General features: G+C 64.7%; 22 protein-coding genes and 1 pseudogene. 10 read left to right on the forward strand and 13 right to left on the reverse strand.

What is annotated here, in order from left to right; all coding sequences use genetic code 11:
• Window positions 1–240: hypothetical protein (locus tag D779_RS18195; RefSeq protein WP_043756907.1), on the forward strand; the 240-nt coding region annotated here is incomplete at its 5' end.
• 32 nt (window positions 241–272) lie between these two features.
• Window positions 273–422 (forward strand): annotated as a pseudogene (locus D779_RS18200) (addiction module toxin RelE); the annotation flags it as partial.
• Between the two features lie 127 nt (window positions 423–549).
• Here the strand turns inward: D779_RS18200 and D779_RS18205 are convergent.
• From D779_RS18205 to rsxA, 8 genes are all read right to left on the reverse strand, one after another.
• Window positions 550–903 (reverse strand): hypothetical protein, encoded by a 354-nt coding sequence (locus tag D779_RS18205; RefSeq protein WP_043756912.1) that lies wholly within the window; start codon window positions 901–903, stop codon window positions 550–552.
• 78 nt (window positions 904–981) lie between these two features.
• The gene (locus D779_RS18210) at window positions 982–1,263 is read right to left on the reverse strand and encodes an RnfH family protein (RefSeq protein ID WP_043756916.1); all 282 of its coding nucleotides are present in this window, start codon (window positions 1,261–1,263) and stop codon (window positions 982–984) included.
• Between the two features lie 62 nt (window positions 1,264–1,325).
• Complete coding sequence (locus D779_RS18215; RefSeq protein ID WP_007043128.1) at window positions 1,326–2,033, reverse strand: electron transport complex subunit E; 708 nt, start codon at window positions 2,031–2,033, stop codon at window positions 1,326–1,328.
• Window positions 2,030–2,698: an electron transport complex subunit RsxG gene (rsxG, locus tag D779_RS18220; protein WP_043756921.1), complete on the reverse strand. Its 669-nt coding sequence runs from the start codon at window positions 2,696–2,698 to the stop codon at window positions 2,030–2,032. Before rsxG ends, D779_RS18215 begins: the two co-directional genes overlap by 4 nt.
• On the reverse strand, window positions 2,695–3,786 hold the full coding sequence (locus D779_RS18225) for an RnfABCDGE type electron transport complex subunit D (protein ID WP_043756923.1): 1,092 nt from the start codon (window positions 3,784–3,786) through the stop codon (window positions 2,695–2,697). The genes rsxG and D779_RS18225 overlap by 4 nt, the downstream gene beginning before the upstream one ends.
• A gap of 1 nt (window position 3,787) precedes the next feature.
• Window positions 3,788–5,329, reverse strand: a complete 1,542-nt coding sequence (gene rsxC, locus D779_RS18230) for an electron transport complex subunit RsxC (RefSeq protein WP_043756925.1) — start codon at window positions 5,327–5,329, stop codon at window positions 3,788–3,790.
• Window positions 5,330–5,405: 76 nt separating this feature from the next.
• Window positions 5,406–5,939: an RnfABCDGE type electron transport complex subunit B gene (locus D779_RS18235; RefSeq protein ID WP_043756928.1), complete on the reverse strand. Its 534-nt coding sequence runs from the start codon at window positions 5,937–5,939 to the stop codon at window positions 5,406–5,408.
• A gap of 81 nt (window positions 5,940–6,020) precedes the next feature.
• On the reverse strand, window positions 6,021–6,596 hold the full coding sequence (gene rsxA, locus D779_RS18240) for an electron transport complex subunit RsxA (RefSeq protein ID WP_043756931.1): 576 nt from the start codon (window positions 6,594–6,596) through the stop codon (window positions 6,021–6,023).
• A 388-nt stretch (window positions 6,597–6,984) separates the two neighbouring features.
• Between rsxA and nifL the strand changes: the two genes are divergently transcribed.
• The 5 genes from nifL to D779_RS18265 all read left to right on the forward strand — a co-directional run bounded on the left by nifL (window position 6,985) and on the right by D779_RS18265 (window position 14,042).
• Complete coding sequence (nifL, locus tag D779_RS18245; protein WP_043756934.1) at window positions 6,985–8,625, forward strand: nitrogen fixation negative regulator NifL; 1,641 nt, start codon at window positions 6,985–6,987, stop codon at window positions 8,623–8,625.
• Window positions 8,626–8,641: 16 nt separating this feature from the next.
• The gene (nifA, locus tag D779_RS18250; RefSeq protein WP_043756936.1) at window positions 8,642–10,225 is read left to right on the forward strand and encodes a nif-specific transcriptional activator NifA; all 1,584 of its coding nucleotides are present in this window, start codon (window positions 8,642–8,644) and stop codon (window positions 10,223–10,225) included.
• 221 nt (window positions 10,226–10,446) lie between these two features.
• Window positions 10,447–11,130 carry a glycine-rich domain-containing protein gene (locus D779_RS18255; protein ID WP_043756938.1) on the forward strand — a complete coding sequence of 228 codons (684 nt, stop codon included), beginning with the start codon at window positions 10,447–10,449 and terminating at the stop codon, window positions 11,128–11,130.
• Window positions 11,131–11,147: 17 nt separating this feature from the next.
• Window positions 11,148–12,593, forward strand: coding sequence for a TrkH family potassium uptake protein (locus tag D779_RS18260; RefSeq protein ID WP_043756941.1), 1,446 nt, complete (start codon window positions 11,148–11,150; stop codon window positions 12,591–12,593).
• A gap of 405 nt (window positions 12,594–12,998) precedes the next feature.
• A complete protein-coding gene (locus tag D779_RS18265) occupies window positions 12,999–14,042 on the forward strand; it encodes a thioredoxin family protein (RefSeq protein WP_043756943.1) in 1,044 nt (347 codons plus the stop codon).
• Here the strand turns inward: D779_RS18265 and D779_RS18270 are convergent.
• The gene (locus D779_RS18270; RefSeq protein ID WP_043756945.1) at window positions 14,032–14,766 is read right to left on the reverse strand and encodes a hypothetical protein; all 735 of its coding nucleotides are present in this window, start codon (window positions 14,764–14,766) and stop codon (window positions 14,032–14,034) included. The two genes, D779_RS18265 and D779_RS18270, sit on opposite strands and share 11 nt — an antisense overlap.
• 13 nt (window positions 14,767–14,779) lie before the next feature.
• Complete coding sequence (locus D779_RS18275; protein WP_043756947.1) at window positions 14,780–15,334, reverse strand: cyclin-dependent kinase inhibitor 3 family protein; 555 nt, start codon at window positions 15,332–15,334, stop codon at window positions 14,780–14,782.
• Window positions 15,335–15,483: 149 nt separating this feature from the next.
• On the opposite strand from D779_RS18275, the gene rsgA reads away from it, so the two are divergent.
• The 3 genes from rsgA to D779_RS23010 are packed head-to-tail and all read left to right on the forward strand — an operon-like array spanning window position 15,484 to window position 16,990.
• Window positions 15,484–16,557: a ribosome small subunit-dependent GTPase A gene (rsgA, locus tag D779_RS18280; RefSeq protein ID WP_043756990.1), complete on the forward strand. Its 1,074-nt coding sequence runs from the start codon at window positions 15,484–15,486 to the stop codon at window positions 16,555–16,557.
• A gap of 42 nt (window positions 16,558–16,599) precedes the next feature.
• A complete protein-coding gene (locus tag D779_RS22405; protein WP_157726453.1) occupies window positions 16,600–16,746 on the forward strand; it encodes a hypothetical protein in 147 nt (48 codons plus the stop codon).
• Between the two features lie 7 nt (window positions 16,747–16,753).
• On the forward strand, window positions 16,754–16,990 hold the full coding sequence (locus D779_RS23010; protein ID WP_081763593.1) for a hypothetical protein: 237 nt from the start codon (window positions 16,754–16,756) through the stop codon (window positions 16,988–16,990).
• A 27-nt stretch (window positions 16,991–17,017) separates the two neighbouring features.
• Here the strand turns inward: D779_RS23010 and D779_RS18290 are convergent, their stop codons facing one another.
• The 3 genes from D779_RS18290 to D779_RS18295 all read right to left on the reverse strand — a co-directional run bounded on the left by D779_RS18290 (window position 17,018) and on the right by D779_RS18295 (window position 19,905).
• Window positions 17,018–17,722 carry a methyltransferase domain-containing protein gene (locus D779_RS18290; protein ID WP_043756953.1) on the reverse strand — a complete coding sequence of 235 codons (705 nt, stop codon included), beginning with the start codon at window positions 17,720–17,722 and terminating at the stop codon, window positions 17,018–17,020.
• 141 nt (window positions 17,723–17,863) lie between these two features.
• Complete coding sequence (locus tag D779_RS21880; protein WP_081763594.1) at window positions 17,864–18,673, reverse strand: radical SAM/SPASM domain-containing protein; 810 nt, start codon at window positions 18,671–18,673, stop codon at window positions 17,864–17,866.
• Window positions 18,674–18,822: 149 nt separating this feature from the next.
• Window positions 18,823–19,905 carry a glutamate-cysteine ligase family protein gene (locus D779_RS18295; RefSeq protein WP_198295751.1) on the reverse strand — a complete coding sequence of 361 codons (1,083 nt, stop codon included), beginning with the start codon at window positions 19,903–19,905 and terminating at the stop codon, window positions 18,823–18,825.
• Window positions 19,906–19,942 lie beyond the last annotated feature (37 nt).

Consider the following 19,942-nt stretch of genomic DNA (forward strand, 5'->3'; position numbering starts at 1 on the left):
GCGGTCTGTCTGTGGCACCGCAGTGGCTGGGCGCCGCTGCCGATTCGCTGGGTACTGGTCGCCGATCCCGAGGGCAAACTCCCCACCCAGGCATTTTTCAGCACCGACCTGACCATGACCCCGGCGCGCATCGTCGAACTGTTCGTCTGGCGCTGGTCGCTGGAGGTCACCTTCGAGGAAACACGAGTTCAGGGTCAACACGAGTTCAGGGTCACGAGTTCAGGGTCAAGTCTCGCATAGTATCATCTTCCCAGATACGCTATCGTTGAGTGATGGCTAGACCTCTCCGAATCGAGTTCGCCGGTGCGCTGTACCACATCACCTCGCGTGGTGATCGGCGCGAGCCGATCTACGAAGACGATGACGATCGCGAGGCGTTCTTGCGGGTACTCGCGGAGGTGGTGGAGCGTTTCAACTGGCTGCTCCAGACCGCCTGAGAAAAGACCGGGCCACAGTGCCTCTGGGGCCGATTCGCTTCCGATAGAACGCAGAACCGCCCCGAAGGGCGGTTCCTGGCGAAACGCAGCCAGTCTCTCGGAAGACGGCGGATCAGCGGAATCCCCAGCGCAGGGCGGAGGCCCCGTGCCCGATGCTCTGCGCCGCGCGGCCGACCGAATTGAAGCCGTCGGCGACGTTGGAGACGTTGGTCCCGAAGACCTCGGTATTCTCGGTCCGGTTCTTGACGCGGACCCGGTTGTCCATGTAATCGGCCCGGCTGTTGGTCAGTCGGGCATTGGCCCGGGACTCGCGGTCGATGGCGCCGGCGGTCGCATAGTTGACCTCGGCCTGACTGCGCAGGACCTCGCTGCGAGCGCTGCGATCGTAGACATCGAAACGGTCGGCGAGGGCCGACGACGACATCAGGATGGTGCCCAGCGCGACACCCATGGTTCTCACGTTCATCGCTGGATCCTCGGATGTGGATTTGTATGGACCTATAGCCGAGTTCGAAACTCGGTCAATCACATCCTAGCCAGCGAATCAGTCGTCATCAAGATCATCGTCGCGGTCGCGGCGCTCCACCGTCTCGGGATCGGCGATGATGGGACGGTAGATCTCCACCCGGTTGCCGTCGGCGAGCTTGGCATCGAGCTTGGAGATCTTGCCGAAGATGCCGACCTTGTTCGCCTCGAGGTCGATCTCCGGGAACTGGTTCAGCAGCCCGGACCGCTCGATGGCATCGCGGATGGTGCTGCCTTCGGGCACATCCAGCTTGAGCCAGGTCTGCTTGAATTTGTCTGCGTAGGCGACGCCAACGAGCATCGGGGTCTACTCCGTATCGAGTCGAAAATGTAGCCGGGGCACGTCAGCGGCGCCCCTGCCGATCATGACGCCAGTGCCTGGGCGCCTGCGTCCTGACGTTTCTTGGCCTCGGCGATGCGGGTATCGATCAGACGCTTTCCGGCCAGGATGAAACCCAGCGCGATGAATCCGCCCGGCGGCAGGATCGCCAGCAGGAATCCGCGATAGTCCGGGATCAGCGTCATCTCCAGGAAGGACATGCCCTGCCCCAGCAGCAGCGAGGCATTCGCGAACAGGGTGCCGCTGCCGATGATCTCGCGGAATCCGCCGAGGACCACCAGGGTGAAGGTGAAGCCCACACCCATCATGAGACCGTCGAAGGCCGATGCGCCGACCGGATTGCGCGAGGCGAAAGACTCGGCGCGTCCCAGGATGGCGCAGTTGGTGACGATCAGGGGAATGAAGAGACCCAAGATCTTGTGCAGATCGTGAAGCCAGGCGTTCATGGCCAGATCGACCAGGGTCACCAGCACCGCGATCACCAGGATAAAGATGGGGATGCGCACCTCGGGCGTCACCAGATTCCGGATCAGGGCGATCAGCAGACCCGAGGCCACCATGACCGCAGTGGTCGCCAGCCCCATTCCGAGCCCGTTGGTCGCGGTTCCCGTGACCGCCAGCAGCGGGCAGAGCGCCAGCAGCTGGGCGAAGACGACATTGTTGCCCCAGAAACCGTCGGCGGCGATCTGGCCCCAGTTGGTCTTCGGCTTGGTATCCGTGTCTGTGCTCATGGCTGGCTCCGAGTCGGTTGATCCGCGTCGGCGGTGCCGATCTCGGCCGGGGCCGTCAGGGCATCGCGATGCTCGGCGAAGAACTGCAGACCCTCGCGGATGGAGCGGACCACGCCGCGCGGGGTGATGGTGGCCCCGCTGAACTGGTCGAAATCGCCGCCGTCCTTCTTGACCCCCCAGCGCTCCAGCGGCGGATCGCCGATCGAGAGCCCGTCGAAGCCCAGGATCCAGTCGTCCTTGGCGACCTCGATCTTGTCCCCCAGACCGGGCGTCTCGGCATGGGCGAGGACGCGCACCCCGAGGATCCGGCCCTGGGCGTCGAGCCCCAGGATGGAATCGATCTCGCCGGCATAGCCGATCCCTACGATCCGGTAGGCGACTCCCACCACGTCGAGCCCCTTCAGCGCCCGGTAGACCACCACGTCCTCACCCGCGTCGTCCTTGATGATCATGGGGTTCGCCAGCAGGTCGTTATCGTGGATGCCCTCCGGGATGACCTGGCTGAGCGAGGCCTTGAGGTCCTCGGCATGACGCTGTTCGATGGCGTCCTCGGTGGCGAGGTCGCCGATCACCAGCAACGCCGCGGCCAGGAGGGTGAATCCGCCGAGCAGTGCCGCCTGATAGCCGACGGTCTGACGATAGCTTGGCTCTGCGACATCGCTCATGACTGCACCTCGGCATCGTCGGCGTATTCGATCGGCTGGCCGCGGCGGTCGCGGCCGTAGACGCGCGGCTTGACGTAATGGTCGATGAGCGGCGTGCAGGCGTTCATCAGCAGGACCGCGAAGGCCACGCCCTCCGGGTAGCCGGCCCAGGTGCGGATAACGTAGACCAGCAGCCCGCAGCCGGCGGCGAAGATGATCTGACCAAGCCGGGTGACCGGCGAGGTGACCAGGTCGGTCGCGATGAAGAAGGCGCCGAGCAGGGTCGCGCCGGACACCAGATGGTAGTAGGGGCCGGTGTAGTGCTCGGGATCGACGAGGTGCATCACCGTCGCCAGGACGGCGATGGTGCCCATCATGGTCACCGGAATGTGCCAGCTGATGATCCGCTTGTAGATGAGAAAGATCCCGCCGCCGAGCAGCAGCAGCGCGGAGGTCTCGCCCATGCTGCCGGCCACCGTGCCTACGGCCCCCGAGACGGATCCGAAGACCTCGGGCAGGATCGCCGAGAGTGCATGCCCCTGCCCCAGTTCGGTGCGGACATGCCCCAGCACGGTGGCGCCGCTGAAGGCGTCGAAGCCCTGAACGCCGAAGGTGATCGCCAGGCTCTCCAGGAGACCGGGCGCGTGCGCGGAGAACAGCGGGGTCGGCACCGTGAAGCTGGTCATCTCCAGCGGGAAGGTGATGAGCAGGGCCACGCGGGCGACCATCGCCGGATTGAAGAGGTTCTGGCCGATGCCGCCGAAGACCTGCTTGGCGACCACGATCGCCAGCAGGCTGCCCACCGCGCCGATCCACCAGGGCGCCCAGGGCGGCAGGGTCATGGCGAGCAGCCAGCCGGTCAGGATCGCCGAGCCGTCCATCAGATAGGGACGCACCGGCTTGCCGGCCACGCGCAGGGAGGCGGCCTCGGCCAGAATCGCCGCCAGGATGGTGGCGACGAACAGATAGAGGGCGGGCCAGCCGAACTGGACGATGCCGAACAGGGTCGCCGGCAGCAGGGCCAGCATCACCAGCCCCATGGTGCGCGGGATGCTGACCGGCTCGTGGGCGAATGGACCGGCCTTGGCGGCCGGCGTCTCGATACTCATCTCATGCCTCCGTCTCGGACGCGGACCGGACCGGTCGATCCGTCTGGCCCTCTTGACCCCCCTGCGCCTCGGCGGCGGCCTTCTTCTCGGCCTCCGCCTTCTTCTTCGCCGCCATCTCGCGCTTGCGCTTGGCCATCGCCTCGCGCTTGGCCTGCTTGATCGCCTCCATGCGCGCCGTGCGCTGCTCGGCGAGACGCTTGGTCTCGGCCTGCTTCTGCTTGGCCCGGCCGCGCGCCGCCATCTCCCCCTTGGCATAGTTGAAGAACTGCACCAGCGGGATGTGGCCCGGACAGGCGTAGGCGCAGGAGCCGCAGCTGATGCAATCCATCAGCCCCAGACCGACCGCGCCCTCCAGATCGCCGACCCGGGTATGGGCCGCCATCTCCAGCGGAACCAGACCGCAGGGACAGGCCTGGACGCAGCTCCCGCAGCGGATGCAGGGCATGGGCTCGCGTTCGTTGGTCTCCTCGACCGTGAGCGCCAGGACGCCGTTGCTGCCCTTGACCATGGGCACCCGGGTACTCGGCAGGGGCTGGCCCATCATGGGGCCGCCGCTGATGAGACGTTCGGGATCGACCCTGAATCCGCCGCAGTGGTCCAGCAGATCCTGGACCTTGGTCCCCAGCAGGACGCGCAGATTGCGCGGCTGGGCGATGGCGCCGCCGGTGACGGTGACCACGCGCGAGACCAGCGGATAACCGAAGCGCAGGGCCTCGTGCACGGCGAAGGCGGTGGCCGGGTTGTGGACCACGACGCCGATGTCCGCCGTCAGACCGCGGGCCGGGGTCTCGCGTCCGGTCAGGGTCTGGACCAGGTGCTTCTCCGAACCCATCGGATAGCGGGTCGGCAGCCTGGCGATGCGGATTCGGGAATCGTCCGCAGCGGCGACGGCCATGGCGGCCTGGGCCTCGGGCTTGTTGTTCTCGATGGCGACGATGATGCGCTCGACGCCCAGTGCATGGGCCATGATGCGGATACCGTCGATCACCGAATCGGCCCGCTCGCGCATCAGCCGGTCGTCGCAGGTGAGATAGGGCTCGCACTCGGCACCGTTGATCACCAGGGTGTGGATCCGGTAACGCTTGCGCAGATTGAGCTTGACCGCCGCCGGGAAGGTCGCGCCCCCCATGCCCACGACACCCGCCTTGGCGACGCGCGCGGCCACCTCCTCGGGCTCGAGGGCGAATGGATCCTCGACACCCTGGATGTGATCTGCCCAGCGGTCCTCGCCGTCGGGCTGCAGGGTGATGGTCGGCACCGAGAGGCCCGAGGCATGGTGCGCCGGATAGCTGCCGACGCCCATGATGCGTCCCGATGTGGGCGCATGCACCGGGGCCGAGATCACGCCCTGGCCCTGGGCGAGCAGATCGCCCTTGGCGACCCGCTGGCCGCGCCGCACCGCCGGGCTTGCCGGCGCGCCGATATGCTGCTGCAGCGGGATGTGCAGCAGGGCCGGCATGGGCAGCGACTCGATCGCCTGCCCGGCCGCCAGCTGCTTGCGGTCGTCCGGGTGGACGCCGCCGCGAATCTTGAAGAGTTTCATGGCCGTGCGCCCTCCTCCGTCCGAAGTTGAGAACCGCTGGGACCGACCCAGGCGCCAAGCACCGTCCGCGTGCCGCTCATGCCGCCACCGCCTCGGGCTTGGGCCAGAACCAGGTCTGAAGGGTCGGTGTCAGCGGACGCATCTCGATGCATTCGGTGGGGCAGACGTCGAAGCAAAGCTCGCAGCCGATGCAGGCATCGGCGAAGACGCTGTGGATCATGTTGTTCGCCCCCATGATGGCGTCCGTCGGGCAGCGCTTGAAGCACTTGGTGCAGCCGATGCAGATGTTCTCGTGGATGTGCGCGATCATGGGCGGTTTGTCTTCCACCCCGGACAGATCGGCGGTCACGCCGAGCAGGCTGGCCAGTTCCTCGGCCAGCGCCCGCCCCCCTGGCGGACAGATGGTGACGGGCGCGGCACCCGAGGCGATGGCCTCGGCGGCCGGACCGCAGCCGGGGTAGCCGCACTGTCCGCACTGTGAGCCGGGCAGGAGGGCCGCCACCTGCTCGGTCGCGGCGCTGGACTCCACCTTGAGATAGCGCGAGGCGATGCCCAGGAGCAAACCCAGGGCGAGGCCGAGCGTGGTGAGACTGGCGATCGCGGCAAGCATGTCTGACAGATCTCCGGTTGGATGTCTTGGGTTTCGATGGTGTCGCCGTTCGGCGCGAATTCGGCGCGCCCTTCACCGGACTCAGGTCAGCCCGGCGAAGCCCATGAAGGCGAGCGACAGGAGCCCGGCGGCGACGAAGGCGATGGGCGCACCGGCGAAGGCCGCCGGCACCTGGGCCAGCGCGAGACGCTCGCGCATCCCGGCGAACAGGACCATCACCAGGGTGAAGCCGAGCGCCGAGCCGAACCCGTAGAGCACGCTTTCGAGGAAGCCGTGGTCTTCCTGCACGTTCAGCAGGGCCACGCCGAGCACCGCGCAATTGGTGGTGATGAGCGGCAGATAGATGCCCAGCACCTGATAGAGGCTGGGCGAGATCTTGCGCACCGCCATCTCGGTGAACTGCACCACGGCCGCGATCACCAGGATGAAGGACAGGATGCGCAGAAAGCCGATGTCCAGCGGCAAGAGCACGAAATGCTCCAGCAGCCAGCCGGCGACCGCGGCCAGGGTCAGCACGAAGGTGGTCGCGAGCCCCATTCCGAGCGCCGAATCCAGTTTGTTCGACACCCCCATGAAGGGACAGAGACCGAGAAACTTGACCAGCACCACATTGTTCACCAGTGCGGTGCCGAGGATCAGCATGAGATACTCGCCCATGGGCAGGGAAACCTTTCGCGTCGACCAGGATGACCTTGAGCTATGCAATGCAAATGCCACCTTGCAGCGAGACCCGATCGACGCCACCTCGTCCGCAATCGCCGACGCCGATCGGCCGGGACGATGCAGCCAATGAAACAGTGACTTGGATGAAGCCGAGCGCACCGGACCCAATGTCGTCGGACGAGGCCGCCGGGCGCGGTGGAAATCTCGAGTGTCGCGCTGGCAACAGAATTCTTGTTGCAGCGCACCTAGAAATGTTGGAAAACTGACAAGGGTAGTCTCTCGGAAAGCGATATCCGCGGGTCTGCCGAAAATCTCTAACTTCGGCCCATTTATTGCTTGACCAACCGGTCAAGTCCGCTGACATATTCCGCAGGAGAATACCGTGCCGGTCCGACAAGCCCCGGAACCAGCCCAGGAGGCCGTCATCAACGCCCTGGGCGAATTTCTCGCCTCGCCGCCGGACGGAACGCCCCCGGAGCTGGTGGAGGCGCTGGCCCTCATGGGCGGCGACCCGAGCGACCCCCTTTCGCCTCGACTCTTCTTCGAGGCCGTCGAGCAGTCGCCGATCGCCATCTCGATCACGGATGCCAAGGCGACCATCCTCTACGCCAACCAGGCCTTCGAAACCCTCACCGGATACAGCCGCGAGGAGGTGCTGGGACAGAACGAGGCGATCCTCTCCAACAACGCCACGCCCAACAACGTCTACGACCAGCTCTGGCGCACCATCAAGCACAAGCAGACCTGGACCGGCACCCTGGTGAACCGCACCAAGCAGGGCGGCGACTATCTGGCCGAGCTGACCATCTCGCCGGTGCTCGACGCCGACGGCGACCTCAAGCACTTCCTCGGCATGCACCGCGACGTCACCAAGGTGCACGAGCTGGAAGGCGCGCTGCGCCAGCAGAAGACCCGCATCGAGACCGTGCTCGACGCCGCGCCCGTGATCGTGGTGCTGCTCGACAGCGAGTTCCGGGTCATCCTCGACAACCAGGAATACAAGAAGCTGCTCAAGGACCTCAACGGCAAGGAGCCGGTGGACGTTCTGCGCAAGGCCATCAGCGAGCAGCTGGGCGTCGACGCCTTCGCCGCCTGCCTGGACGGGCAGGGCTTCAAGAACGTCGAGGTGAGCATCGACAACCGCGGCCACCTGGGACCGCGCTGGTTCTCCTGCTCCGGAACACCGGTCGACGAGTCCGACCCGACCGCGCGCAGCTACTTCGGCCAGCAGACGCCGGGCGAGCGCCGTCTGCTGCTGCTGGCCAACGACATCACCGGCCGCCGGCGCGAGATCGAGCGCGCCTATCTCGAGCACATGCGCGCCCGGCTCGCCGAGCAGCAGCTGATGCACGGCATGCGCGAGGCGCTGGCCGCCGCCATCTATCAGATCCAGGTCCCGCTCAACGTGATCAACGCCGCCGCCAGCATGCTCCGAAGCGGTGCAGGGAACGTCGACACCCTGATCGGCATGCTCGACCAGATCAGCGATTCGGGCGCCAAGGCCCTGGCCACGCTCAACGCCGCACTGCCGGAGGAGCCGCGCGAGTCCGGCGTCCTGGTCAACGTCAACGCCCTGCTGCGTCAGATCCTGGAGATGGAGACCGCGCGCCTCCTGGCGACCGGCATCGTGGTCGACTGGCGTCCGGCGACCGTCCTGCCCGAGTTCAACGGACACAAGAACCAGCTGCGCGCCATGTTCAAGCACCTGATCGAAAATGCCATCCAGGCACTGCGCGAGTGCGGCCAGTCGCAGCGCGAGCTGCGCATCACGACCCGCTGCCTGGACCGCGGGGTCGAGGTCGAGATCCAGGACAATGGCGGCGGCATCGCCCCCGAGGATCGTTACCGGGTCTTCGAGCCCTTCTTCATCGGCTGGCGCAACCGACGCGGCCGCGCCGGCATGGGACTCGCACTGTCCCAGGAGATCGTCAACGCCCACGGCGGATCGATCGAGATCGACCCAGACTGCACCGACGGCTGTCTGATCCGCCTGTCCCTGAACGCCGTACTTCCGGACGACTGAATTGCCCGATCGATCGATGAGCCCCAAAGCACCCGACTTCGGCGCTGCCGAAGACTCGAGCCGTCTCGCACTGCTGGAATTCCAGCTGGCGGCACTCTTCGAAGTCAGCAGCGTTCTCAGCCGCTCCCTCAATCTGCGCCAGACCCTGCGCGAGGTGCTCGGCGTCCTGCACGAGCGCGGCGGCATGCGCTACGGCCTGGTCTGCCTCCTCGACGAGGATCGGGGAGAACTGATGATCAGCGCCCTGCACGGCAAGGACGCCGAGCCCTTCGAGAAGGTCACATACCAGCCCGGGGAGGGCGTGATCGGACAGATCCTCTCGTCCAACGAACCCTGGGTCCTGCCCCGTCTCGGCGACGAGCCGCGCTTCCTCGACCGGCTCAATCTCTACGACCACGACCTGCCCTTCATCGGCGTGCCGATCCGGGTCGGCGAGGAGCACCCGGTCGGCGTCCTCACGGCCCAGCCCGAATCGGGCGAGACCCTGCTCGGCTACCGGGCGCGCTTCCTGGAGATGGTCGCCAACCTCACCGGACAGGCGGTGCGCCTCGCCCGCACGGTCGAAGCCGAGCAGCAGGCGCTGCGCGAGGAGCGCGACAAGCTGCGCCGCGAGGTCAAGGGCACCCACGGATTCGACAGCATCATCGGCCGCGCGGACGCCATGCGCCTGGTGTTCGAACAGGTCCGCCAGGTCGCCAAATGGAACACCACGGTCCTGATCCGCGGCGAGTCCGGCACCGGCAAGGAGCTGATCGCCAACGCCATCCACTACAACTCGCCGCGCGCCCGCGCGCCCTTCGTCAAGCTCAACTGCGCGGCGCTCCCGGACAACCTGCTGGAGTCCGAGCTGTTCGGGCATGAAAAAGGGGCCTTCACCGGCGCCGTGAGCCAGCGCAAGGGACGCTTCGAGCAGGCCGACGGCGGCACCCTCTTCCTCGACGAGATCGGCGAGATCACCCCCGCCTTCCAGGCCAAGCTGCTGCGGGTGCTCCAGGAAGGCGAGTTCGAGCGGGTCGGCGGCGGACGCACCATCAAGGTCGACGTCCGCGTGATCGCCGCGACCAACCGCGACCTGGAGGCCGAGGTCCGTGCCGGCGACTTCCGCGAGGATCTCTACTACCGTCTGAACGTGATGCCGATCCGCATGCCGGCCCTGCGCGAGCGCATGGAGGACATCCCCGACCTGGCGCGCTTCCTGGTCGGCAAGGTCGCCCGCATGCAAGGCCGCGAACTCCAGATCACCGACAGCGCGCTGCGGGTCCTGATGCGCTACGAGTGGCCCGGAAACGTGCGCGAACTGGAGAACTGCATGGAGCGCGCCGCCGTCATGTGCGAGAACGGCATCATCGACCGCGACGTCATCAACCTGACCGGGCTCGACGTGAGCGCGACCGCCAGCGAGCCCGCCCCGGCCAGCACCGCCGCCGCGCCACACCATGTCGACCTCAACGACCCCAACCTCGACGAGCGCGAGCGGGTCATCGCCGCGCTGGAGGAGGCCGGCTGGGTGCAGGCCAAGGCCGCGCGTCTGCTCAACATGACACCGCGCCAGATCGCCTACCGGATCCAGACCCTCAACATCAAGATGCGGCAGTTCTGACCCCTCGCCAGCCTCCGCCTCCGGGGGCACGGACGAGGAACGGGCTCGGCGGGACGAGGACGCCTCGCCGTTGTCGATAGCCGCCAAGCAGGCTACCGTAGGCGCCGGCTCGGCGGCGAATGGCCCGATTCCCGATGCGCCCGCGCTCAGACCCCCGGAGCCTTGCCGGACCGGGATCTCGCGGCTGGATTCGGGGTGTCTATCAAGCGGAGGTCTCGACCATGACAGGACTCGCGATCATCGTCGGCTTGATCCTCCTGTTTCTGCTCGCCAGGCTGGGAGCCGCTCGCATGTGCGCACGACGGGCCGCCTTCATCCGCAGCTACGATTTCCCCGGCGGACTGCTCGACCGGTTCGCGGCCAGGCACCCCGAACTCTCGGCGCACGACCGCCACCTGGTCTCGCGCGCCCTGCGCCAGTTCTTTCTCGCCTACCTCTCGGGGGGACGCAAGCCGGTATCCATGCCGTCGCAGGTGACGGACGACCTCTGGCACGACTTCATCCTCTTCACCCGTCACTATCGGTCGTTCTGCCGGCGCGCCTTCGGGCGCTTCCTCCACCACACCCCCGCGATCGACCTGGGACCGGACAGGCGCAGCAACGATGGACTGAGACGCGTCTGGTGGCATGCCTGCCAAATCGAAGGGATCGACCCCGGGAATCCGGCCCGGCTGCCACTACTCTTCGCGTTGGACGAGCGGCTCGCCATCGAGGAGGGATTCCATTACGCACTCGATCGCTACCCGCGCCGAGCGCTCGACGAGGACACCCCCATCCATTACGTCGGCGATCTGACGACCGGCGGCTTCGACGCCTCGGGCGGCGGATTCCTCGACTCCTTGTGCGGCGGCTGGGATGGTGGGGACGGCTGCGGCGGGGACGGAGGCGGCTGTGGCGGCGATTAGAGGAGACTGAATCTCGAATGCACTGGCGCGCCATCATTCGGCTGTTCGGCATCCTGCTGATGCTCTACAGCCTGAGCTTCCTGCCCTCCTTCGTCGTCGCGCTCATCTATCAGGACGGCGAATGGCTGGTATTCGGGGTGTCCCTGGTCTTCACGGCCGGCATCGGAGCCTTCCTTTGGCTGCCCAACATCCACGAGCAGACCGAGCTCTCGGTGCGCGACGGTTTCCTCATCGTCACTCTCTTCTGGGCGCTGCTCGGCCTGGTGGGCGCCCTCCCCTTCATCCTGGGTCTGCATCTGAGTGTGACGGATGCGATCTTCGAGTCGATCTCCGGATTCACCACCACGGGAGCCACGGTCATCGAGGGGCTCGACCGGCTGCCGCCCTCCGTCCTCTACCATCGGCAGCAGATCCACTGGCTCGGCGGGATGGGCATCATCGTGCTCGCGGTCGCCATCCTGCCGTTGCTGGGTGTCGGCGGCATGCAGCTCTATCGCGCCGAAACCTCCGGGGTCGCCAAATACGAGAAGCCGACCCCGCGTATCGCCGAGACCGCGCGCGTGCTCTGGACCATCTATTTCACCCTCACCGCCGCCTGCGCCATTGCCTTCCGGCTCGCCGGCATGAACACCTTCGACGCCATCGGCCATGCCTTCGCGACCGTCTCGACCGGCGGCTTCTCCACCCACGATGCCAGCCTCGGCTACTTCGACAGCCCGCTCATCGAGGCCATCGCCATCTTCTTCATGCTGGCCGGCGGAGTGAACTTCACCATCCACTTCATCGCCTGGCGCAAGCGCAAATTCAACGACTACTTCAAGGATCCCGAGGTCCGCGCCTTCGGCCTCATCTTCCTCGCCGGATCCCTGTTCGTGGCAGTCAGTCTCTATCTGACCAAGACCTACGACGGCGCCTGGTCCTGCTGGCGCTATGCCTCCTTCCAGGTAGCCTCCATCCTCACCAGCACCGGCTTCGGCACCGCCACCTACGCATTCTGGCCGCTGCACATCCCGCTGGTGCTGGTCATCCTCTCCTTCACCGGGGGCTGTGGCGGATCGACCGCGGGCGGCATCAAGGTGCTGCGGGTGATGCTGCTGGTCAAGCTGGGCTTCCGCCAGCTCTTCCAGATCGCCCACCCCCAGGCGCTGGTGGTGCTCAAGGTCGGCAACCGCACGATGAGCGAAGACATACTGCTCTCGGTCTGGGGCTTCTACGTGCTCTACGTCGTCACCTGTCTGCTGCTGACCGTGGCCATGATGGCCGCCGGACTGGACCTGGAATCGGCCTTCGGCGCCACCGTCGCCACGGTCAACCTGCTCGGCCCGGGCCTGGGCGAGGTCGCGACCAGCTTCGCCACCGTCGACCCCATCGTCAAATGGCTGGGCGTGTTCGGCATGCTGGCCGGACGCCTGGAAATCTTCACCCTCTTCATCCTCTTCCTGCCGGATTACTGGCGGAACTGATTCGGAGCGGTCATTGGGTCAGTCGGCCCCAATGACTGCTGATCCCAGGTCCGGACAGAGGAGCTTTGTACACCGGATTCCGCAGTAGCCAGGACAGCGGACGCTGACCCATGTCACAAGGGTGCATCGACTGTTACCGGAACCCTCAACCATTCGCACAACCCTACAGGAAGCCCTGCAATTCAACCGAGACGACGCCATTTCTGCCGCTGGATCGGATTACATCGAAGTACAAATAGCCGTATGAAGCGCAGCGCCCTTTAAATAGGCAAACCACCGCGCCTCATGAGCGAAGCAACGCCGATCGACCCATCCACATTCCGACCAAAGCCCAAAGGGTTTACAAATACCCGCATCGCTCATACTCCTCAGAACTCGGCCCAGCCCACGACGAGGACCTCCCCCATGCTCCAAGCCCTGACGATTCTGTCTCTCCTATTCCTGACCGATTTCACGATGGCCGCCTCGGAGGACCCTGCCGAGCTGGGAGCCGGGCTGCAGAACCCCGGATACGAGGAACTGCCCGCCTGGTTCAAGACCTCCTTCCTGGACCTGACCGAGGACGTCGCGGAGGCCGCGGCCGAGGACAAGCGGGTGCTGCTCTATTTCTACCAGGACGGCTGTCCCTACTGCGCCAAGCTGCTGAGGGACAACTTTACCGACCGGGAGATCGTCGAGCTGACGCGCCAGGGCTTCGACGTCATCGCGATCAACCTCTGGGGCGATCGGGAGGTGACCGGGCTGGACGGCAAGACCACGACCGAGAAAAAGCTCGCCACCCTGCTCGGGGTCCAGTTCACGCCGACCCTGCTGTTCCTGGACGAAGCCGGCAAGGTGGTGCTGCGGCTGAACGGCTATCTGCCGCCGCACCGTTTCGCGGCCGCGCTGAGATACGTCGCGGAACGCCACGAGCGCACTGGCGAACGCTTCAGCGAATTCTATGTCCGCACCAATCCGCGCGAGGCCGAGGGCGACCTGCACCAAGAGGCGGGCTTTCTCGCCCCGCCGTTACGACTCGGCGACAACCGCCGGAAATCGCCGCGTCCGCTGGTGGTGATGCTGGAGCAGCCGGTGTGCCGGGAGTGCGACGAGCTGCATCAGGACGTCCTGCGCCGCGAGGCGGTCGCGCTCTCGCTCGCGGCCTTCGATGCCGCCATCGTCGACGTCTTCTCGCGCGAGCCCCTGCAGACGCCGGACGGACGGGAGACGACCGGGCGCGACTGGGCCGCCGAGCTGGGGATCGAATACACGCCCAGCCTGGTCTTCTACGATACCCAGGGTAGGGAGGTCTTCCGCACCGAGGGCTATCTGAAGGCGTTCCATGTCCAGGGCGCGCTCGACTACGTCGCCACCGGCGCCTACCGCTGGCAGCCGAGCTTCCAGCGCTACCTCTCGGCACGCCGCGAGGCGCTCGCCGAGCGCGGGATCCAGATCGACATCATGCGTTAACCGATTCCATCATCGAGGCGCAGAGGCTCACAGCCGACTCGAAGGTTCCCAACCTCCCGGCCATATCCGCCTTGCGCGCAATCATCTTCTCGGCCAGCTTGCGGCTGCCGCCGCCGTCGAGGATGACCTGGCGGATCCGCTCGTCCGGGATCCGAACCACGACCTCAATGGCCTCCTTGATGGCGTCTGGACGCATGTCGGCGAAGAGCCGGAGCGCGTGCGGGTTGTCCTCGTCGCGGCGCAGGACGTCCAGCTCGTCCACCCGGGTGCCGAAGGCCTTGCCCTTGGGATCGCCCTGGGCGCGAAAGCACAGCGCGCCGCCCAGATCGAGCGTCAGCACCTGTCCGTCGACCACACCCTGGTTGTCCCCGTCGAAGCCGGCGGCGTCCCAGTTGGCCGTCCAGGCATGCACCCCGAACCAGCGCTGGGTTTGGCGGCGCTCGCCCTCGCTCAGGTGCGCCACGCAGCGCTTGTCGAGCTGGACCCACTGTGTCGCGATCTGCTCGGGCTCGGCCGTGCGCACATAGGTCAGGGTCGGGGCGCCCGTCAGCCGGTAGAGCCGGGCGGCGATCGCCTCGTTGCGGGCATGCAGCGGCGACTCCAGCGTCTTGACGTAGAAGCGGCGTCCGTCGTCGTCCTCGAAGATGCCGGCCGGATTGGTGCCCAACTGACCGCCGACCCGATGCATGGCGGCGGTATCGATGGGTGGAATATCGGAGATCATCGCGAATCCTGGATCAGGGGATGGGGCGGGTTCGACGCACCAGGGCGAGCTGCGAGGGCGTCTCGATGGCCCCCCTGCGTTCGCGGCGGACGTCGCGGATCGCCTCGTCGGGCTCCATGCCGAGTTCGACGAGCAGCCGCGCGGCGATCATGCCCGCGCGCCCGAGGCCGCCCTTGCAGTGCAGGAGCACATCCTCTCCGTTGCGCAGCATCCGGCGGATCTCGCGGCCATGGACGACCCACTGATCCTCGAAGACCTGGTTCGGAACCGAATAGTCGGCGATGGGAAGATGGCGCCAGGCGATGCCCCGGTTCTGGACCTCCCGACCGAGATGCGGCACCTTGAGCATCGCCAGTTCCTCGGGCTCCACCAGCGTCAGCACCAGCCTGGCGCCCCAGTCGCGGATGGCGTCCAGATCGGTCCCGAGGTCGCGCTTCCAGGCGCCCGTGTGGGCGAAGGGATCCTGCTTGCCCGGACAGAAGGTGATCCCGATCCGTCCATACGAGAGGCTCGCGCGGACCTCCGAGATCTGGATGGGATGTGTCTGGCTGGTCCGGACCTGTGTCATAGGGGCATCTTGACGGGATACTGAAGGTCGGCGGATCAGTGTAACAGAGCGTGCATCGGTGCCGCCTCGTTTGCATTGGGACCCCGATCATGGCATCAAGGCGTCCCCTCATGCCGCTGACCCAATCCACGGAACCGAGCCGCCTCACGATGACGATTCAGCACTCCGAACTGGCCGCGCTGGGCTGGACCCAATGGTTCGAGCAACGTGTCGATTGCGATACCTCGCACACCATCGCCCGCGTCGCGGCCGTCGACCGCGATCGGCTGCTGCTCCTGGACGGGACGGGTTCCTTCCGCGCCAAGCTGGCCGGCGGCCTGCTGCACCGCCACCGCTTCCCGCACGACCTGCCCTGCGTGGGCGACTGGGTCTGTCTGGAACGTCAGCCGGGGGACGATTTCGCGATCGTCCACTCGGTCGTCGAGCGCCGGACCGCGCTGCGCCGCAAGTCGGCCGGGAATGCCGTCGAGTATCAGATGATCGCGGCGAATCTGGATACCGTCATGATCGTCCAGTCCTGTCACTTCGACTTCAATCTCAAACGGCTGGAGCGCTATCTGGTCATGGTGATGGACGGCGGGGCCGATCCCTGCGTCCTGCTCACCAAGACGGACCTGGTGGATCCGGACGTCCTGGCCGATCAGCTGTCCGAGATCGAGGCCATGGGTCTCATGCCCCCGGTCCTGACCCTGAGCAACGTGACCCAGGATGGTCTGAGCGCGCTCAAGGGGTTCCTGGCGCCTGGTAAGACCTACTGCTTCGTCGGATCCTCGGGCGTCGGCAAGAGCACTCTGATCAATCATCTGATCGACCGGGACGCCCTGGAGACGGGCGGTGTCAGCGCGACCGGCGAGGGACGCCATACCACGGTGCGTCGCGAGCTGATCCGACTCGGCGGCGGCGCGCTGGTCGTCGACACACCGGGAATGCGCGAATTCGGCATTCTGGACGCAGGGAACGGCATCGAAAGCCGCTATGCCGAGATCACCGAGCTCGCCTCCCGCTGCCGCTACCGCGACTGCACCCATAGCGGCGAGCCCGGCTGCGCCGTGCGCGAGGCGGTCGATTCGGGCGAGATCGGCCGCGCGCACTTCGAGAACTATCTCAAGCTCAGACAGGAGTCCGAGTTCAACCAGATGACCCATGCCGAGCGGCGCAAGAAGGACCGCGACTTCGGTCGCTTCATCAAATCGGTAAAGAAGGATCTGAAGACCGATCGCTGACCTGGGCTTGCGGAACCGCTTGCCCCGATCCTCGACCGCGTGATGACGCCCACTTCGGAGACGCCGGAGGATCTGCGCGCGAGCGCGGCCGGAGTCGTGGCCGAGGCCGTGCGTTTTGCCGAAGAGAGCCCCTGGCCCGAACCGGAAGAGGCGCTCGACGATGTCTGGTCAGAGTCTGGGGCGGAGTGATCGGGGTATGACGATGCAAATGCTTGGAATGGGTCAGGCTGTCAATCAGACGCTGCGCGAGGAGATGCAGCGCGATTCGCGACTCTTTCTGGCGGGCGAGGGCGTGGACGTCGAGATCGTCGATCTGCGCACCCTGACCCCGCTGGACACCGAGACCATCGTCGCCCCGAATCGGGCGCGGCGTTCGCGCCCGATTCGGTATACATCCGATCGCTGTCCGCTCGTCGGAGTCAGGAGGAAATAGCCGTCCTCGGCCCGAGCGGGAACGCAATCAACCCGCCTTCACCTTGAGTTTGGGCATCCAGGAGCGCAGCCTATACTTGATACTCAATCGCTCGCTATTCGTAATCTCTTGCTGCTCGCGGATTGCGGAAAGCGAATCCATGATAGTCCCCAAAGACTTCCCTATCTCGACCAAATCGGTATCCGCAGAGCGGTAGGGCATGGATGACTCCCCGCTGAAGTTGAGCGCTTGCTTGACCTGCGTTGCCTGCCGCACGACTTGGGCGACGGGGCCGACCTCAGGATCATGAATCGCGATCCACACTCCGAAATGCGGTATGAAACGATTGAAGCCACAAGCAGCGAGATCGGTATCGCTCCAATGAGAGCGGTGCGTCTCATATGGATAGCCTGTAACCTCCTGCGGCATTACCTTTTTCGGCACCGAAATAATGCATTTTTTCCCTATTCTCTTGAGATGCGATAGAAACTCGAGACCCTCGTCCTGGTCGAAGTGCTCCAGTATCGCAAGAGCAATAACCAGATCATATGAGTCATCATGCAAATTGCGCAAAAGATCCAAGGCATTGCCGCAACTCACATCATCGTAGGCCCACGAAGGGATGAAGGGTATATAAGCAGCGGTTCCCTCGATCCCATCGACCCGGACGGTCCACTGGCTATTGCTCCCATCCTCGAGTTTCGAAATATATGATTCATCATCATATAGATCCAGAAACACCCGACAAAGCATGCCGTACAATCCCAACCCACAGCCAACGTCCAAAACGGATTTGGGCCGTATGCTCCGTATTTCCGACATTATGGGCGTTATTTGCTCACAATTACTAAATGGCATATTCCTACATCTCGAATAATGATACCTTGATCGCGCCTAGGAGTATAACGCTCTTACTTCGTCGACTTCCTGATAGGTCGGCTCAAGATCACATTGATAACAGAGAGATGGCAATTCTGAATCCTTGACAAAGCCATTGCGAACCGACTCGAAGGATTCTCCACGCCAGATGCTTTCGACGTCATTCGACCTCACATCGCCCATAGTATGCCGACATTGGTCGTCGGTACAACACAAGGCGACCTCTCCGGTCACCTTGATATACAGCTGCCTAAATGGTCTCGGACATACCGGCCCGGGATAAAGCGGCTTGGATTCTGTTTTCAGTTCGACAACTCCACCTCGACTCGACCATCCATCATACCGACTCGCATCGTTGTGATTGATCTTTCGACGAAGGTGATCTGGAAGATCGCGCACCAGAGCCTTTATCTTTTCCGCGGACTTGCTGGTATAGGAATTCACCTTCATCACGTCAAGACCGGCCTCGAACAGGCTCAAAGCCCGATCCGTCGTCAACAAGTCTCCATTGGTATTGATGAAGTTCAACGCATCAGGACAGCATGAATTAGCGATCGAAAGCCAACTTTCTAGCCGCCGATCCAACAGCGGCTCCCCATTCATATAGAAAGAGAGACGCCCCGAAAATTTCATGTCACGAAGATCGTTGATGATCTTGAAGAAAATGTCTTGATGCATGAAATATGGGATGACATCATGATAATAATGCGTGCAAAAGCGACACCGCCTGGTGCACGCCGTTGTCGTTTCGATAAATACACAATCAAGCACTGCATTCATAAAACCAACCATGTGTGACAAAAAATCAGTCGCTCTCCATCCCATATACCCGACAAGCAGCCATCGAAATGACTTCCGATCAGCAGAGATTTCCCAGCGTTCCGCCCGCTCATTCTACCTGAATCCATCAATTGAATAGCCTGGTCATTCGCCTTGATGGCCACGGAGCCCCTCCCCTCTACCAGGGAACCCGTCTAGATCGACTCTTTTCCGAGCCCGCCCAGCCATACCATGGAACCTGTGCGCCCGTAGCGCTCGAGGAGCCGATGTGCTGGCGTCGACTCTCGGGTCATCTGCTCCTCAAGCTCGGCCAAGGCGGCGACTGCTGGGGACTTTTCCGCCGTTCGGAGCGCCTGTGTCGCTTTGGCCAAGATCTCGCGGGCACCCTCGCGGATGCCGGAATCGGCAAATCCGCTCAATGCCGCACGCCGATAGAGTCCGATGTCAGTCCCTTCGCTGCGCATGGCGAGATCGGATGCCAGACAGATGCCTTCGAGCAGATGGCAGCAGGCCCTGAGCAACTCGACCGAAATAAGGGCATCGAAGGCCTTGAATTCGATGCGCCCCACCTCGCCGGAAAGGCGTGCGGGGTGCGCGAGGCCGCATGCCTCGGCAGGGGCGAACGTCTCCGGATCCAGATAGACCTTGACCGCCGGCCGGTGCGCAGCGCGCGCATAGGTGCGCCTGGACAGCCCCTCCCAGACTCGGCCTGCGAAGAAAGGACTGCTGAAGCTGAAGGGGACGATGTAGGGGGCGTAGGCGTTGAGCTTGCGTGCCGCGTCCAGACATCGAGCGGCGTTCCAACCGGGCCAAGAGAGGTTGATGTCCGGGCCGTAGCTCAGCGTGGAGACGTGGCTGCCATCGTAGCCGCGATCGCCGGCCCGCTCGGCTCGCTCCCAAGTGTTGAGTGGCGGATCGAAGTCGTAGCGGTCTCGGACGGGATTGAAACCGGCAATGGCGAGTCCGAGGCCGGCCTTGGCCAAGGCGGCGGTGAGTTGCCACTCGATGGAGAGCATGGATTGGATCGCACGCTCGATATCGGGCACGGGCGGGGTGCGGATCTCCACACCCTTGACCATCAGTGTGCGAAAGCGGCCGTCCTCATGGGCGCGCTCGTCGCCCTCCAGGTACCAGTAGCCCGAGCGGATACCGATATCGCCGGTCGCAAGGCTCGGATCGTCACGACCGGGCTTGTCCTCCAGCTGCGGGGCGATCTCCTCGAAGGAGAGATTGGTGAAGTCGCGGACTCGGCCAGGCTCGGGGCCGGCCAAATCCACCAAAAGATACTCGAATTCGATCCCGCAGCGCATTCCG

This window comes from Imhoffiella purpurea (assembly GCF_000585215.1).
GTDB lineage: Bacteria > Pseudomonadota > Gammaproteobacteria > Chromatiales > Chromatiaceae > Imhoffiella > Imhoffiella purpurea.